General features: G+C 72.0%; 15 protein-coding genes. 13 read left to right on the top strand and 2 right to left on the bottom strand.

Features of this window, described 5'->3' with window-relative positions; all coding sequences use genetic code 11:
* The first annotated feature begins 45 nt into the window (after positions 1 to 45).
* The 3 genes from HNR68_RS00075 (at position 46) to HNR68_RS00065 (ending at position 2,855) form a co-directional block, all read left to right on the top strand.
* Positions 46 to 1,056: a nucleoside triphosphate pyrophosphohydrolase gene (locus HNR68_RS00075; protein WP_179716409.1), complete on the top strand. Its 1,011-nt coding sequence runs from the start codon at positions 46 to 48 to the stop codon at positions 1,054 to 1,056.
* A 118-nt stretch (positions 1,057 to 1,174) separates the two neighbouring features.
* Positions 1,175 to 1,957: a lytic murein transglycosylase gene (locus HNR68_RS00070; protein ID WP_179716407.1), complete on the top strand. Its 783-nt coding sequence runs from the start codon at positions 1,175 to 1,177 to the stop codon at positions 1,955 to 1,957.
* A 70-nt stretch (positions 1,958 to 2,027) separates the two neighbouring features.
* Positions 2,028 to 2,855: a lytic murein transglycosylase gene (locus tag HNR68_RS00065; RefSeq protein ID WP_179716405.1), complete on the top strand. Its 828-nt coding sequence runs from the start codon at positions 2,028 to 2,030 to the stop codon at positions 2,853 to 2,855.
* A gap of 4 nt (positions 2,856 to 2,859) precedes the next feature.
* On the opposite strand, the gene HNR68_RS00060 is transcribed toward HNR68_RS00065, so the two are convergent.
* Entirely contained in the window at positions 2,860 to 3,234 is a 375-nt protein-coding gene (locus HNR68_RS00060; protein ID WP_179716403.1) for a tetratricopeptide repeat protein, read from the bottom strand.
* 234 nt (positions 3,235 to 3,468) lie between these two features.
* Here HNR68_RS00060 and eno point away from each other — a divergent pair, with 234 nt between their 5' ends.
* Genes eno through HNR68_RS00045 form a run of 3 tightly spaced genes read left to right on the top strand, consistent with a single transcriptional unit; the run spans position 3,469 to position 5,795 of the window.
* Positions 3,469 to 4,755, top strand: coding sequence for a phosphopyruvate hydratase (eno, locus tag HNR68_RS00055; RefSeq protein ID WP_179716401.1), 1,287 nt, complete (start codon positions 3,469 to 3,471; stop codon positions 4,753 to 4,755).
* Positions 4,756 to 4,758: 3 nt separating this feature from the next.
* A complete protein-coding gene (locus tag HNR68_RS00050) occupies positions 4,759 to 5,295 on the top strand; it encodes an FtsB family cell division protein (RefSeq protein ID WP_179716399.1) in 537 nt (178 codons plus the stop codon).
* A gap of 2 nt (positions 5,296 to 5,297) precedes the next feature.
* On the top strand, positions 5,298 to 5,795 hold the full coding sequence (locus tag HNR68_RS00045) for a DUF501 domain-containing protein (protein ID WP_380573395.1): 498 nt from the start codon (positions 5,298 to 5,300) through the stop codon (positions 5,793 to 5,795).
* Between the two features lie 40 nt (positions 5,796 to 5,835).
* Here the strand turns inward: HNR68_RS00045 and HNR68_RS00040 are convergent, their stop codons facing one another.
* Entirely contained in the window at positions 5,836 to 7,425 is a 1,590-nt protein-coding gene (locus tag HNR68_RS00040) for an isovaleryl-CoA dehydrogenase (RefSeq protein ID WP_179724443.1), read from the bottom strand.
* A gap of 217 nt (positions 7,426 to 7,642) precedes the next feature.
* Here HNR68_RS00040 and HNR68_RS00035 point away from each other — a divergent pair, with 217 nt between their 5' ends.
* From HNR68_RS00035 to HNR68_RS00005, 7 genes are all read left to right on the top strand, one after another.
* On the top strand, positions 7,643 to 9,199 hold the full coding sequence (locus HNR68_RS00035) for a lytic transglycosylase domain-containing protein (RefSeq protein ID WP_343049852.1): 1,557 nt from the start codon (positions 7,643 to 7,645) through the stop codon (positions 9,197 to 9,199).
* 71 nt (positions 9,200 to 9,270) lie between these two features.
* Entirely contained in the window at positions 9,271 to 10,224 is a 954-nt protein-coding gene (locus HNR68_RS00030; protein WP_179716395.1) for a Ppx/GppA phosphatase family protein, read from the top strand.
* A gap of 206 nt (positions 10,225 to 10,430) precedes the next feature.
* On the top strand, positions 10,431 to 12,053 hold the full coding sequence (locus HNR68_RS00025; protein WP_179716393.1) for a peptide ABC transporter substrate-binding protein: 1,623 nt from the start codon (positions 10,431 to 10,433) through the stop codon (positions 12,051 to 12,053).
* A 63-nt stretch (positions 12,054 to 12,116) separates the two neighbouring features.
* Positions 12,117 to 13,043 carry an ABC transporter permease subunit gene (locus HNR68_RS00020; protein WP_179716391.1) on the top strand — a complete coding sequence of 309 codons (927 nt, stop codon included), beginning with the start codon at positions 12,117 to 12,119 and terminating at the stop codon, positions 13,041 to 13,043.
* On the top strand, positions 13,036 to 13,995 hold the full coding sequence (locus HNR68_RS00015; RefSeq protein ID WP_179716389.1) for an ABC transporter permease: 960 nt from the start codon (positions 13,036 to 13,038) through the stop codon (positions 13,993 to 13,995). Before HNR68_RS00020 ends, HNR68_RS00015 begins: the two co-directional genes overlap by 8 nt.
* A gap of 10 nt (positions 13,996 to 14,005) precedes the next feature.
* Positions 14,006 to 15,016, top strand: coding sequence for an ABC transporter ATP-binding protein (locus tag HNR68_RS00010; protein WP_218888142.1), 1,011 nt, complete (start codon positions 14,006 to 14,008; stop codon positions 15,014 to 15,016).
* Positions 15,009 to 15,809 (top strand): ATP-binding cassette domain-containing protein (locus HNR68_RS00005; RefSeq protein WP_179716387.1); only part of this gene is annotated, 801 nt, incomplete at its 3' end. The genes HNR68_RS00010 and HNR68_RS00005, both read left to right, overlap by 8 nt.

Here is a 15,809-nt window from a genome sequence, read left to right as displayed (position 1 = left end):
AGGGAGCGGTCACCGGGCCGCGCGAGCCTTGGGACAATCGCACCCATGAGCGACACGCGGGTGGCCGAAGGCACAGCGGTGGTCCTGGTCGACGACCGGCTCGGGGACGTCGTCCCCGCCGCGGCCGTGCCGCTGCTGCGCGGCGCCGCCGTCTACGCCGAGCCCGGTCTCGCGCCCGCCGCGCGGGAGGCGCTCGGCGCGCCGGAACCGCCCGAAGACCTGCTGGCGCAGGCCGAGCGCGAGCCCGTCGTGCTGTTCGTCGGCGACCTCGGCTGCACCGACGCCGAAGCGCTGCGCGCCGCCGGTGCCCGGGTGGTCCGGGCGACCGCCCCGCCCGGCGTGGAGCTGCTGGACGCGGTGACCGTGATGGACCGGCTGCGCTCGCCGGGCGGCTGCCCGTGGGACGCCGAGCAGGACCACGACTCGCTGCGCAAGTACCTCGTCGAGGAGACCTACGAACTGCTCGACGCCATCGCCGACCGCGACCGGGAAGCGCTGCGCGAGGAGCTCGGCGACGTGCTGCTGCAGGTGCTGTTCCACGCGCGGGTCGCCGCCGAGGACGCGACCGACCCGTTCGACATCGACACCGTCGCCGAGCGGCTGGTCAGCAAGCTCGTGTCGCGGCACCCGCACGTCTTCGGCGACGGCGAGGCGGTGCTGGACGCCGAGTCCCAGCACGCCCGCTGGGAAGAGCTCAAGCAGCAGGAGAAGCAGCGCGAGTCCATCGTGGACGGAGTGGCGCTGGGCCAGCCCGCGGTGGCGCTGGCCGCCAAGCTGGTGCAGCGCGCCGAGCGCGCCGGGATCCCCGCGGAGGTGCTGCCGCGCGGGGACGCTCCGGGTGAGGCGCTGTTCGACCTCGCCGCGCGGACCCGGCTCGCCGGCGGCGACCCGGAGGACGAGCTGCGCGCGGTGGCGCTGGCGTTCGCCGAGCGGGTGCGCGCGGCCGAGCGGCGGGCCCGCGAGTCCGGCCGGGAACCGGCGGAGCTCAGCGCCGACGACTGGCGCGAGCTCATGTCCGACCCGTCCGCCCCGGTCGCCGCGCGGGCTGAGTCGTGACGCACACTGGCCCGCGGTGCCGGGTGACGAACGCGGCGACGGCGGCGATGTCCACGGTCGGGCGGTCCGCTCGGGTCGGCGCCCCGTGACCACCCGGGTGTGCGGAGGAGGAAGGTTCGTGCCGCGTCGGCTCTGGCTGTTGGTGTGCCCTGCGCTCACCCTGGTGGCCTCGTGCTCGCTCCCGGTGTCGCCGCGGGCGCTGGACATGGTCTCCCCGCCGCCGGCCAGCGCACCACCGGACCCCGGCACCGCCCCGCCCGAGGTGGAGCTGCTGCCGCCGGACAGCCCGCCGCGGCCGCCGTCGCAACGGCCGCAGGACCAGCTCGCCGACTGGTCCGAGTCGCTGGCCGACGAGCTCAACGTCCCGCGCGCCGCGCTGCAGGCCTACGGCTACGTGCAGCGTGCCCTCGAGGAGAGCGTCCCCGACTGCGGGCTGACCTGGACGCTGCTGGCCGGGATCGGCGCCGTCGAGTCCAACCACGGCCGGTACGGCGGCGCCCGGCTGGACCGGACCGGCCGCCCGAGCCGGCCGATCGTCGGGCTGCCGCTGGACGGCAGCGACGGCGTCAAGCGGATCCCGGACACCGACGGCGGGGAGCTCGACAGCGACCAGGTGTGGGACCGGGCGGTCGGCCCGCTGCAGTTCATCCCCACCACCTGGAGCGACTGGCAGGTCGACGCCGACGGCGACGGCGTGGCCGACCCGCAGGACATCGACGACGCGGCGCTCGCCGCGGGCCGCTACCTCTGCGAGGTCGGCGGTGACCTGCGCGAGGAGGACGGGTTCTGGCAGGCGCTGCTGGTCTACAACCGGAGCCGCTCCTACGGCCAGCAGGTGCTGGACTGGGCCGACCACTACGGCAGGTCCAGCCACCGGGTCGCCGCGCTCAGCGGTGAGTAGGTCCGCGGCGTCCGGTGACCGATCGAACGGAGTCTGGATCAACGGGCCTACCGCCGAGTAGCCTGTCCGGGTGATCAGAGCCACGTCGGGCGTCGTCGCAGCCCTGGGGCGGTTGGTCACCGCGTGCGGCCTGCTCGCCGCGACGGTCGTCGGCGTCGGCCTGGTCAACGTCCTCGGTGCGCCGCCGGCCGCGCCGTGGGCCGGCCCGCCGGTGGAGCGGGAACCCGAGCCCGCGCCGGTGCAGCCCGGGTCGACCGCGCCGCCGCTGGAGGAACCGCTGCCGCAGCCGGTCCTCGGGGTGGACCCGGCGCAGCTCGAACCGGGCGCGGACCCGGTGCGCGCGTGGGCCGACGAGGTGGCGACCGAGGTGGACGTCCCGGCGCGCGCCATCGTCTCCTACGTCAACGCGGACCTGGCGATGCGCCAGCACCAGCCCGGCTGCCGGATCTCCTGGGCGACGCTGGCGGGCATCGGTCGCGTGGAGTCCAACCACGGGCGCTACGCCGGCCGGTTGCTCCGCGAGGACGGCCGGCCCTCCAAGCCGATCGTCGGCGTGCCGCTCAACGGCGCTCCCGGGGTCCGCGAGATCCCGGACACCGACCGCGGCCTGCTCGACGGCGACCCGGTGCACGACCGGGCGGTCGGGCCGATGCAGTTCATCCCGTCGACCTGGCGGAAGTGGGCCACCGACGGCAACGGCGACGGCATCGGCGACCCGCAGAACCTGGACGACGCCGCGGTGGCCGCCGCCCGCTACCTCTGCGTCGGCGGTCGCGACATGACCACCGGCAGCGGCTGGTGGTCCGGGGTGCTGTCCTACAACAACTCGGTGGAGTACGCCCAGAAGGTGTTCGCCCTCGCCGAGTCCTACGCCGAAGCGGGCAACCGCCGCCGCTGACCGCTCAGCCGCGGGCCGCGATGTGCGCGTTGATCTCGCCGAGGGCTTCCTGGTAGGCGGGCGTCGGGCACATCGTCGCGGCCAGCCGGATCTGGGCCCGCGCCTCGTGCAGGCGACCCAGCCGTTGCAACGTGCGGCCCAGCACCAGCCGCGCGTAGTGGTCGGACGGGTCGAACTCCAGCACCCGCAGGAAGGCGCGCTCGGCGCGGCGCAGCTGGGCGGAGAAGTAGTACGCGCGGCCGAGCAGCAGCTGGACGCTCGGCTTGTCCGCGTCGACCTCGAGGACCGGCTCGAGGACGCGGAGCGCCTCGAGCGGACGGCGTTGCGCGAGCAGTTCCTCCGCTCGGCGGAACGCTCCGACGGTGCCTTCGGTCGTCATGGCGGGGACAACGTTACGTGCCAGAGCGGTGTTCCGAGACGTCCGACCGGATGGTCTTGGGCGCTGGTCGGCGCCCGCGCCGCGGCCGTCGCGATCGACAGGCGTGCGAGTCTCCGGCGGTCGTGCTAGCGGCCCGGTTAGGCTCGTAGGCGGTCGTCGGGCGCCCGGCCGGTTCGCCGGGAACGTCGGGGCGGCCCGCTTCGTCCATAGTTCGAAAGCTGGTTAGGAGCACACGTGGCGATCATCGAGCAGGTCGGTGCCCGCGAGATCCTGGACTCCCGCGGGAACCCCACCGTCGAGGTCGAGGTGGCACTGGAGGACGGCACGCTCAGCCGCGCCGCGGTCCCCTCGGGCGCTTCGACCGGCGAGCACGAGGCCGTCGAGCTGCGCGACGGCGACGCCGGCCGCTACGGCGGCAAGGGCGTGGAGAACGCGGTCGCGGCGGTGCTGGACGAGATCGGGCCGGAGCTGGTCGGGCTCGACGCCACCGAGCAGCGCGTCGTCGACCAGAAGCTGGTCGACCTGGACGGCACGCCGGCCAAGTCCCGCCTGGGCGCCAACGCGGTCCTGGGCGTGTCGCTCGCGGTCGCCAAGGCCGCCGCGGAGGCCTCGGGCCTGGAGCTGTTCCGCTACGTCGGCGGCCCGAACGCCCACGTGCTGCCGGTGCCGATGATGAACATCCTCAACGGTGGTGCGCACGCCGACACCGGCGTCGACATCCAGGAGTTCATGATCGCGCCGATCGGTGCGGACACCTTCTCGGAAGCGCTGCGCTGGGGCGCGGAGACCTACCACGCGCTGAAGTCGGTGCTCAAGTCCAAGGGCCTGGCCACCGGCCTGGGCGACGAGGGCGGTTTCGCCCCCGACCTGCCGAACAACCGCGAGGCGCTGGACCTGATCGCCTCCGCGGTGGAGAAGGCCGGGTACAAGCTGGGCCGCGACATCGTGCTGGCGCTGGACGTCGCCGCCACCGAGTTCTTCGCCGACGGCACCTACAGCTTCGAGGGCTCCCAGCGCACCGCCGACCAGATGGCGGAGTACTACCAGGAGCTGCTCGGCGCCTACCCGCTGGTCTCCATCGAGGACCCGCTGTCGGAGGACGACTGGGACGGCTGGTCCAGCCTGACCGAGCAGGTCGGCGACCAGGTCCAGCTGGTCGGTGACGACCTGTTCGTGACCAACCCGGAGCGCCTGGAGGAGGGCATCTCGCGGGGTGCGGCGAACGCGCTGCTGGTCAAGGTCAACCAGATCGGCACCCTGTCGGAGACGCTGGACGCGGTCGCCCTGGCCACCTCGTGCGGCTACAAGAGCATGATGAGCCACCGCTCCGGCGAGACCGAGGACACCACGATCGCCGACCTGGCGGTGGCCACCGGCTGCGGCCAGATCAAGACCGGTGCTCCGGCCCGCAGCGAGCGGGTTGCCAAGTACAACCAGCTGCTGCGCATCGAGGAGGCCCTCGGTGACGCGGCCCGCTACGCGGGCGAGCTGGCGTTCCCGCGGTTCAGCCCGGAGAGCTGAGCCATGCCGGTCGGGCGCGCACCGGATCCGCGGCGGCGCCGCCAGGGGGGCACCCCGGCGCAGCGCCGGACCGAGCGCGCCCGCCGCGGGACCGCGGGGAAGTCGGGCGGGAGACCGGGGCGGCAGTCGGCGTCCCGGTCCCGCCGCCCCCGGTCGAGCACCGCAGGCGCGTTCAAGCTCTCCTCGACGAGGCGGGCCGCCGGGCTGGCGATGCTGTTCTGCGTGATGGCGCTGAGCGTGTCGGTGCCGCTGCGCACCTACCTGAGCCAGCGCGCCGAGCTGGAGGCGCAGGAGCAGCAGCGCGCCGCCCTGGTGCAGCAGGTCAACGAGCTGGAGAAGCGCAAGCAGGAGCTCACCGACCCGGCCCAGCTGGAGGCCGAGGCGCGGGCCCGGCTCGGCTACGTCCGGCCCGGCGAGACGCCGTACATCGTGGAGGTGCCCACCGCGCCGACCACGCCACCACCCCCGGCGGAGTCCGTCGACGACGGCCTGCCGTGGTACGAAGAGCTCTGGAACTCGCTCATGGGGAAGGAATCGTGACGGTGAAACCGGACGCGACGGTCAGCGAGGCCGACCGGGAGTGCGTCCGCCGGCAGCTGGGCCGCCCGCCGCGCGGCCTGCACGCGATCGCCGCGCGGGACGCCGCGGGCGAGCCGACGGTGGTGCAGACCTGGCCGCGGCTGGAGGACGGGACCCCCTTCCCGACGCTGTACTACTTGACCTCGCCGCAGCTCGTGTCGCACGCCTCGACCCTCGAGGCCGAGGGCGTGATGCGCGAGATGCAGGCCCGGCTGGCCACCGACGAGGAGCTGGCCGCGCAGTACCGCCGCGCGCACGAGTCCTACCTCGCCGAGCGCGACGCCCTGGAGCCGCTGGGCACCGAGGTCAGCGCGGGCGGCATGCCGGGGCGGGTCAAGTGCCTCCACGTGCACGTCGCGCACGCGCTGGCCAAGGGGCCCGGGGTGAACCCGTTCGGCGACGAGGCCGTCGAGCTCATCGCCGAGCGCTGGCCGGAGCACCGCTCCCTGCTCAACCGCTGACCGCGCCCCGCCTGCGCGACGGGGCGCGGCCCACGGCGGGTCAGCGGTTCGGCGCGACGCGCTCCAGCAGGGTGCGGGCGCCCGCGATCGGGGTGGAGCCGAAGGTGCGTCCGGCGGCGCCGAGCCGGGTGGCGGTGAAGGCCTCCGCGACGTGCGACGGGGCGTGCCGCAGCAGCAGCGCGGACTGCAGGGTCAGGGCCAGCAGCTCCGCCAGGGCCCGGGCCTTGCCCGGGGACGGGTCGTCGAGCTCGGCGCGCAGGCGGCGCAGCGCGTCGTCGAAGTGCCGGTCCGCGCCGGACGCCGCGTCCAGCTCCGCCTCGACGGCGTCCCGCGCGGCCGGTTGCTTGGCCAGCGCGCGCAGCAGGTCGAGGGCGGTGACGTTGCCCGAGCCCTCCCAGATCGACATCAGCGGCGCTTCCCGGTACAGCCGCGGCATGCCGGACTCCTCGACGTAGCCGTTGCCGCCCAGGCACTCCAGCGCTTCCGCGACGACCGCGGGGGCGCGCTTGCAGACGTAGTACTTCGTCGCGGGCAGCGCCAGGCGCAGCAGGTCGTGCTCGCCCTGCTCCACCGCGGCGGCCAGCCGCATCGCCAGCGTCGTCGCCGCCTCGGACTCCAGCGCCAGGTCGGCCAGCACGTTCTGCATCAGCGGCAGGTCCACCAGGCGCTCGCCGAAGGCGCTGCGGTGCTGCACGTGGTGCGCCGCTTCGGACAGCGCGAGCCGGACGTTGGCCGCTGAGCCCAGGACGCAGTCGAGCCGGGTCATCGACACCATCTCGATGATGCAGCGGACGCCCCGGCCCTCCTCGCCGATGAGGTGCCCGATCGCGCCGGTGTACTCGATCTCGGCCGAGGCGTTGGACTTGTTGCCCAGCTTGTCCTTGAGCCGCTGGACGCGGATCTCGTTGCGGCTGCCGTCCGGCAGCACCCGCGGCACCAGGAAGCAGCTCAACCCGCCGGGCGCCTGCGCCAGGGTGAGGAACACGTCGTTCATCGGCGCCGAGGTGAACCACTTGTGCCCGACGAGCCGGTAGGTGCCGTCGGCGAGCGGTTCGGCGGTCGTGGTGTTGGCCCGCACGTCCGAGCCGCCCTGCTTCTCGGTCATCGACATGCCGGCCAGCAGCCCGGCCTTCTCCGCGATCGGGCGCAACCCGTGGTCGTAGTGCGGTGCCGCGAGCTTCGGCACCAGCTCGGCGGCCAGCTCCGGCTGGTAGCGCAGCGCGGGCACCGCCGAGTAGGTCATCGAGATCGGGCAGCCGTGCCCGGCCTCGACCTGCGACCACAGGTAGAAGCCGGCGGCTCGGCGCAGGTGCGCGCCGGGGCCGGACGTCCACGGCGCGGCGTGCAGGCCGTGCTCGACCGCGCGCGACATCAGCCAGTGCCAGGACGGGTGGAACTCGACCTCGTCGACGCGGTGGCCGTAGCGGTCGTGGGTGCGCAGCTGCGGCGGGTTCTCGTTGGCGAGCCTGCCGTGCTCACGGGCCTCTTCCGATCCCGCCTCCTTCGCCAGCGCGGTGAGGTCCCCGACGGCGTAGCGGGTGAGCGCCGCACCCAGCGCCGGGTCGCAGGCGAGCGGGTCGAATCCGGACAGCGGCGGTGGCTGGTTGGTCACCTGGTGGGTGCTGTGCACGCGCGACTCGTCGATGAGCGTCATGCCGCGCAGCGTAGGCAGATCGTCGCCGGGACCGGTAGACAGCGGACCGGACCGCCCGGTCGGAGCAGCGGTCGGCCACCGCCAGTCGTCCGGGTGACGTCCCGGCTCGCCGTCCGGCGATCCGCTCCCGGCTGGTGTATCCAGGAGGCCATTCGCATTTCTGGGGTGTTGGTCCACGTCGGGGGATGGACTGGTGACGTCTCGCAGCAAGCGCCACGGCAAGCAGGACACGGTCTCGCGGTTCGGCGGGGTGGCGAAGGACCGGGCGCGGAGGTGGGTCGCGATCACCGCGCTCGCTCCTGCCGTGCTGCTCCCGCTGACGCTGGTGGCGGCGTCGAGCTCCTTCGTGAGCGAGCAGCAGGACCCGCCGGAGGCGGACCTGCGCGAGCTGGGCGTGACCGGCAGCCTGCCCCGCGCCCCGCGCCCCGGCCCGGACCTGCTGGAGCAGGCGGACGACCCGCGCGAGCTGGCCGAGGGCGAGCCGGCGCTCGACCTGCCCACCGGGCCGCTCGGCATCCCGGAGGTCGTGCTCACCGCCTACCACCGGGCCGCCGACGCGGCGAACCACCGCAACCCGGGCTGCGGGCTGCGGTGGTCGGTGCTGGCCGCGATCGGCCGCGTCGAGTCGGGGCACGCCCGCGCCGGCCGCGTCGACGCGGCCGGCACCACGGCGCGCGCCATCCTCGGCCCGCGGTTGTCCGGCGGTCCGGGGATCGCGGCGGTCCCGGACACCGACGGCGGTCGGCTCGACGGCGACCCGGTGTGGGACCGCGCGGTCGGGCCGATGCAGTTCATCCCGTCGACGTGGCGGAAGTACGCGGTGGACGGCAACGCCGACGGCACGGCGAGCCCGCACAACGTCCACGACGCGACCGCCGCGGCCGGGGACTACCTGTGCAGCGGGGGCGGGGACCTGCGCCGGGCGCGGGACCTGGTGTCGGCGGTGTTCCGCTACAACCACTCCGAGAGCTACGTCCGCACGGTGCTGGTCTGGGCGGCGGCCTACGACGGCGGCGTGACGCCGACGCCGTCGGAGCTGGCGCCGGAGGTCGACGACGTGCTCGCCGGGGATCGGCTGCCCGACGGGCCCGCGGTGCTGGCCGCCCCGGCCGCACCGCCACCCGCTCCCGCGCCGCCGGCCGCCCCCGTACCGCCGGCCGAGCGGCCTCCGCTCCCGCCCGCCGCCCCGGCACCGTCCGGGGAGCCGGCGCCCGGCGGGCTGCTGCCGAAGCCGGAGGAGGTGAACCTCCCGCCCGTCCCGGAACCGACGCTGCCGGAGCTCACCCCGCCGCTCGACCCGAGCACGCCGGGGCCGACCGCGCCGCCGTCGTCGACCCCCGGTGCGCCGCCGTCGTCGACGACGCCACCACCGTCGTCCACCGCGCCCGGCGAGCCGCCGTCCGAGCCCGGGACCCCGCCGTCGTCCACCGCGCCGCCGTCGTCGGGGACCGAGCCGGGGACCCCGCCGCCGAGCACCGGCACACCGTCGGCTGAACCCACGACCGGGGCCGATTCGACGTCACCGACCGTCACCGAGCCGGTGCCCCCAACGGGCGAACGGCCGGTCGAGTCGTTGGGCGCCTGCGATCCGGCGGTCCTGGGGCGCGGCGAGTTCGCGCTCGCCCCACCGGCCCCCGGCGCGGCGATCGCGCCGGGCACCACCGATCCCGCGGCCGTGGCGCCGGGCCAGGAGGTGTACGTGAACGGCTCCCCGGGCGTCGTCGCCACGTGCACGGTCCCGGTGGCCTGAGGCCCGGGCACCTGCCCGCGTCCCGGCAAGTAGCGTGGACGTCGGGCTGCGCGACGCGGAGGAGGACTCGGATGTCACGGGTGGCGGCGATCGACTGCGGGACGAACTCGATCCGGCTGCTGGTAGCCGATGTGACGGAGCACGACGACGGGCGCCGCGATCTGCGCGACATCTACCGCGGGATGCGGATCGTCCGCCTCGGCCAGGGCGTGGACGCCACCGGCCGGCTCGCCGAGGAGGCGCTGGAGCGGACCCGGGCGGCGCTGGTCGACTACGCCGCGATGGCCGCCCGCAAGGGCGTCGAGCGGGTGCGGATGGTGGCGACCTCGGCGACCCGCGACGCGTCCAACCGCGAGGACTTCTTCGCGATGGTGCGGGAGGTGCTCGGCGTCGACGCGGAGGTGATCAGCGGCGAGGAGGAGGCCCGGCTGTCGTTCACCGGGGCGGTCGGGGACCTGGACCCGCTGGACGGCCCGTTCGTCGTCACCGACGTCGGCGGCGGGTCCACCGAGGTCGTGGTCGGCACCTGGGACGGCGTGCGCGCCGACGTCGCGGCCGCGCACTCCGCCGACGTGGGCTGCGTGCGGCTGACCGAGCGCTGCCTGCACTCCGACCCGCCCACCGCGGACGAGGTGCGGGAGGCCGAGAAGGTGGCCCGCCAGGTGCTCGACGAGGCGTTCGCCGCGGTGGACTGCTCCGGCGCCACGACGTGGGTCGGGGTGGCCGGGACCGTGACCACGTTGTCGGCGATCGCGCAAGACCTCCCGGAATATGACCCGGTGGCAATTCACCTTTCCCACATTTCCCAGAATCGGGTCGAACGCATCTCCGAAGAACTGCTCGGCATGTCGCACGACGAACGCGCCGCAATCGGGTCGATGCACCCCGGGCGGGTGGACGTGATCGGCGGCGGTGCGCTGGTGGTCAAGGTCCTCGCCGAGGAATTGGCCGAGCGGGCGGGCATCACGGGCGTCACTGTCAGTGAGCACGACATCCTCGACGGTATTGCCCTGTCTATCAGCTAGTTCTCAGGATGCGGAAAACTGCTTCCAACTTCTGGGTGACATCTGTTCTGGATCGAATCAGAAAGTGACGGCTTTGTGACAGTGCATCGCCGTGATCTGGTTCTCCCTTATGTTTACGCTCGTCTGACGCGGCGGTGATTGATCCGCCGCGCGTGATGCTCGGGGAATCGACGCCCGGGGCGCGCGTGGAAACAGGAGGACGCTAAATGCGGAAACGACGCTTGGCCGCCTGGGTCGCGGCCCCACTCGTCGTGGGGCTGCTCGCCAGTGGCTGCGGCGGTGGCGGCGGTGGCGCGGCCGAGGACGGCATCGTCTCGGTCAACTCCACTGAGCCCGAGAACCCGCTGGTGCCGGGCAACACCACCGAGACCGGTGGTGGCAACGTGCTCAAGGCGATGTTCACCGGCCTGGTTGCGTACGACGAGAAGACCTCCGAGCCGTACAACGAGGTCGCCGAGTCGATCGAGACGACCGACAACAAGGTCTTCAAGATCAAGCTCAAGCCGGGCTGGACCTTCCACGACGGCAGCCCGGTCACCGCGAACAGCTTCGTGAAGGCCTGGAACTACGCCGCCTACGGGCCCAACGGCCAGTCGACCACGTCCTTCTTCGAGCACATCCAGGGCTACGACGAGGTCAACCCGGGCGGGGAGGAGGCCGAGGGCAGCGGCCCGCCGCCCACGGCCACGGAGATGTCCGGCCTGAAGGTGATCGACGACCTGAACTTCGAGGTCACCCTCAAGGCGCCGTTCGCCACCTTCCCGGTGATGCTCGGTTACACCGCGTTCTCGCCGCTGCCGGAGAGCTTCTTCCAGGACCCGAAGGCGTTCGAGGAGCACCCGATCGGCAACGGCCCGTTCAAGTTCGAGGAGCGGCAGCCGAACGCCTACATCAAGCTGAGCAAGTACGACCAGTACGCGGGCAAGTACAAGCCGCAGATCAACGGCATCGAGTTCCGCATCTACAACGAGCTGGAGACGGCCTACCAGGACCTGGTCTCGGGCAACCTCGACTTCATCGACCAGCTGCCGCCGTCGGCGATGGTCGGTGACAAGTGGAAGACCGACCTGCAGGGCCGTGGCGAGTCGAAGCCGATCCTGAGCAACAACGCGCTCCAGGTGCCGCTGTACGACGACAAGTACAAGGACCCGCGGGTGCGGCAGGCCATCTCGATGGCGATCGACCGCAAGCAGATCACCTCGACCGTCTTCCAGAACACCTACGAGCCGGCCAACGGCTGGGTGCCGGGCGGCGTCATCCCGGGCTACCAGGACGGCGGCTGCGGTGAGTGGTGCGAGTTCAACCCGGAGAAGGCCAAGCAGCTGCTGGCCGAGACCGGCTTCCAGGGGCCGATCACCATCACCTCGAACTCCGACGGTGGCCACAAGGAGTGGATCGAGGCCATCTGCGGCCAGATCAAGAACAACCTGGGCGTGGACTGCGTCTTTAACCCGGTCCCAACGTTCTCCGAGTTCCTGAAGATGCACGACGAGAACGCGCACAACGGGCCGTTCCGCTTCGGCTGGCTGGGTGACTACCCGGCGGCGGAGACCTTCCTGGGCAAGATCTACCGCACGGCTGCGTCGTCCAACTACATGCGCTACTCCAGCCCGGAGTTCGACGCCGCGATGGACCGCGCGGACCAGGCGCCCACCGAGGACGAGGCCAACCGGCTCTACGGCGAGGCGGAGAAGGTCCTGGCCAAGGACATGCCGTCCATCCCGCTTTGGAACCAGAAGGCCTCGGTCGGCTGGTCCGAGCGGCTCGATGGTGCGACCGTGACCTTTGACCGGACGCTCAACTTCGAGACCGTCAAGCTCAAGTCCTGATCGGGTGAGTCCGGGTCCGGCCCGCACGGGTCGGACCCGGCTTGCGTCCTGGAGGAGGTTCACGTGGGACGCTACGTGCTGCGGCGGCTGCTGCAGCTGATCCCGGTTTTCATCGGGACGACGTTCATCATCTACGCCCTCATCTGGGCGTTGCCCGGCGATCCGTTCGCCGGCCGCTGCGGGGACCGGCCGTGCCCGCCCGCGTACATCGCGGAGATGACCGAGAAGTACAACCTGGACGACCCGATCATCGTCCAGTACTTCAAGTACCTCGGGCAGATCCTGCAGGGCGACTTCGGGGAGACCTACTCGGGCATCCCGGTCAACCAGCTGGTCGCCGACGCCTACCCGATCACCCTGCGGCTGGCCATCGTGGCACTGGCCTTCGCGGCGCTGATCGGCATCGGCGCGGGCATCCTGACCGGTCTGCGCGGTCGCGGCTTCGCCGACAACCTCGTGCTGGTCTCGACCCTGTTCCTCATCTCGCTGCCGGTGTTCGTCACCGGCTTCATCCTGCAGGTCGTGCTGGGCACCGAGCTCGGCATCATCAAGCCGAGCGTGAGCTCGCAGGCCACCTGGGGCGAGTTGATCGTGCCGGGCTTCGTGCTGGGCAGCACCTCGATGGCCTACGTGGCGCGGTTGACCCGCACCAGCCTGATGGAGAACAAGCGGGCCGACTACGTGCGCACCGCCGTGGCCAAGGGGCTCGAGCCCAAGCGGGTCGTCGGCATCCACCTGCTGCGCAACTCGCTGATCCCGGTGATCACCTTCCTGGGCACCGAGCTCGGCGCGCTCATGGGCGGTGCCATCGTCACCGAAGGCATCTTCAACATCCGGGGCATCGGCGGTCTGGTCTACAAGGCCATCCTCACCAAGGAAGGCACCACGGTCGTCGGCATCGTGACCCTGCTGGTCCTGGTGTACCTGCTGATGAACCTGCTCGTGGACATGCTCTACGCGGTTCTCGACCCGAGGATCCGATATGACTGAACAAGGCACCTCCAGTCTGACCTCAGAACCGGCTCCGACCGAGCCGGCGGCCGCGGTGGCCGAGCCCACGGGCAAGACCGAGAAGCCGCGCGGGCTGTGGAGCGACGCCTGGCGCGACCTGCGCCGCCGGCCGATCTTCCTGGCCTCGATGGTGATCATCTTCGTGCTGCTGGTGATGGCCTTCTTCCCGCAGCTGTTCACCTCGGTCGACCCCAACCACATGGACCTGTCGCGGTCCCGGCAGGAGCCGTCGGCCGAGGCCTGGTTCGGCTACGACACGCAGGGGCGGGACATCTTCGCCCGGTGCATCTACGGCGCCCGCGCCTCGATCATCGTCGGCGTCATGGCGACCCTGCTGACGGTGCTGCTCGGGTCGGTGATCGGCCTGATCGCCGGCTACTTCGGCGGGTGGCTGGACAGCCTGCTGTCCCGGTTCGGCGAGATCTTCCTGGGCCTGCCGTTCGTGCTCGGCGCGATCGTCATCCTGACCACGCTGAACCCGGCCACCGAGGTCCCCGACACCTTCAAGATCACGTCGCTGGTGATCCTGTCGATCTCCATCCTGTCCTGGCCGATCTCGATGCGGATCATGCGCTCCGCGGCGATCTCGGCGGTCAACCAGGACTACGTCAAGGCCGCGCGCGCCCTGGGCGCCGGGCCGGTGCGGATCATCCTGCGGCACATGCTGCCGAACTGCCTGGCACCGGTCCTGGTGTACGCCACGATCGCGCTCGGGACGTTCATCGCGCTCGAGGCGACGCTGTCGTTCCTCGGTCTGGGCCTGCGGTCGCCGGTGGTGTCGTGGGGCGTGATGATCGCCGACTCGCGCCAGTACATCCAGACCTCGCCGCACCTGCTGTTCTTCCCGGCGGCGTTCCTGGTGGTCACCGTGCTGGCGTTCGTCATGCTCGGGGACGCCGTGCGCGACGCGCTCGACCCGAAGCAGAAGTAGGAGAGACCCTTTGTCTACTGTGGACGACAAGACCGCGGGGGAGCGCCTGCTGGAGGTCGACGACCTGCACGTGGAGTTCCGCACCCGCGACGGGGTGGCCAAGGTCCTCAACGGCGTCAGCTACCACGTCGACGCGGGCGAGACGCTGGCCGTCCTGGGGGAGTCCGGGTCCGGCAAGAGCGTCACCGTCCAGACCGTCATGGGCATCCTGGACGTCCCGCCGGGGGCCGTCACCGGGGGCGCGATCCGCTACCGCGGTGAGGAGCTGCTCACGGCCTCCGACGAGCGGCGGCGCGAGCTGCGCGGCGAGTCGATGGCGATGATCTTCCAGGACGCGCTGTCGGCGCTGAACCCGGTCTACACGGTCGGGTTCCAGATCGCCGAGCAGCTCCGGATGCGGCGCGGGATGTCCCGCAAGGACGCCATGGCCCGGGCGGTCGAGCTGCTGGACCAGGTGAAGATCCCGAACGCCAAGCAGCGCGTGAAGGAGTTCCCGCACCAGTTCTCCGGCGGCATGCGGCAGCGCGCCATGATCGCGATGTCGCTGGCCCTGGACCCGGACCTGCTGATCGCCGACGAGCCGACCACCGCGCTGGACGTCACGGTGCAGGCGCAGATCATGGACCTGCTCGACGAGCTGCGCCGCGAGCGCGGCATGGGGCTGATCCTGATCACCCACGACCTGGGCGTGGTCGCCGAGGTCGCGGACCGGATCGTGGTGATGTACGCGGGGCGGATCGTGGAGTCCTCCGACGCGTACTCGCTGTACAAGCAGCCGGGCCACCCCTACACCGAGGGGCTGATGAGGTCGATCCCGCGGCTGGACCTCAAGGGCCAGGAGCTGGAGACCATCAAGGGCCTGCCGCCGAACCTGCTGGCGGTACCGTCGGGCTGCCCGTTCCACCCGCGCTGCCCGCGCGCCGAGGAGCGGTGCGGCACCGAGGTCCCGGAGTACCACCAGCTGGGGTTGGGGCGGATCAGCGCCTGCCACTTCGCGGAGGAGATGATGAGCCGTGGCTGAGCCGATCCTCCAGGTGAAGGACCTGGTCAAGCACTTCCCGGTGACGCAGGGCGTGCTGTTCAAGCGGACCATCGGGCACGTGCGGGCCGTCGACGGCGTCTCGTTCGACCTGCACAAGGGCGAGACCCTCGGCGTGGTCGGCGAGTCGGGTTGCGGCAAGTCGACCCTGGCGCAGGTGCTGATGCGGCTGGAGAAGCCGACCAGCGGCAGCGCGCTGTTCGAGGGCCGCGACATGTTCAAGATGCGCGGGTCGGAGCTGCGCAAGCTGCGGCGCGACCTGCAGATCGTGCTGCAGGACCCGTACACCTCGCTGAACCCGCGGCGCACCGTCGGCGACATCGTCGGCGAGCCCTTCGAGATCCACCCCGAGGTGGCGCCGAAGGGCGAGCGGCGGCGCAAGGTGCAGGAGCTGCTGGAGGTGGTGGGGCTCAACCCCGAGCACATCCAGCGCTACCCGCACCAGTTCTCCGGCGGTCAGCGGCAGCGCATCGGCATCGCGCGGGCGCTGGCGCTGCGGCCGAAGGTGATCGTCTGCGACGAGCCGGTGTCCGCGCTGGACGTCTCCATCCAGGCGCAGGTGATGAACCTGCTCGGCGACCTCCAGAAGGAGTTCGGCCTGTCGTACATCTTCATCGCCCACGACCTCGGGGTGGTGCGCCACCTGTCCGACCGGGTGGCGGTGATGTACCTGGGCAAGATGGTGGAGGTCGGCACCGACGAGCAGATCTACGAGCACCCGCAGCACCCGTACACCCAGGCGCTGCTGTCCTCGGTGCCGGTCCCGGACCCGACC

The sequence above is a fragment of the Saccharopolyspora hordei genome, from assembly GCF_013410345.1.
GTDB lineage: Bacteria > Actinomycetota > Actinomycetes > Mycobacteriales > Pseudonocardiaceae > Saccharopolyspora > Saccharopolyspora hordei.
This window is presented reverse-complemented; position numbering and strand designations above follow the sequence as displayed.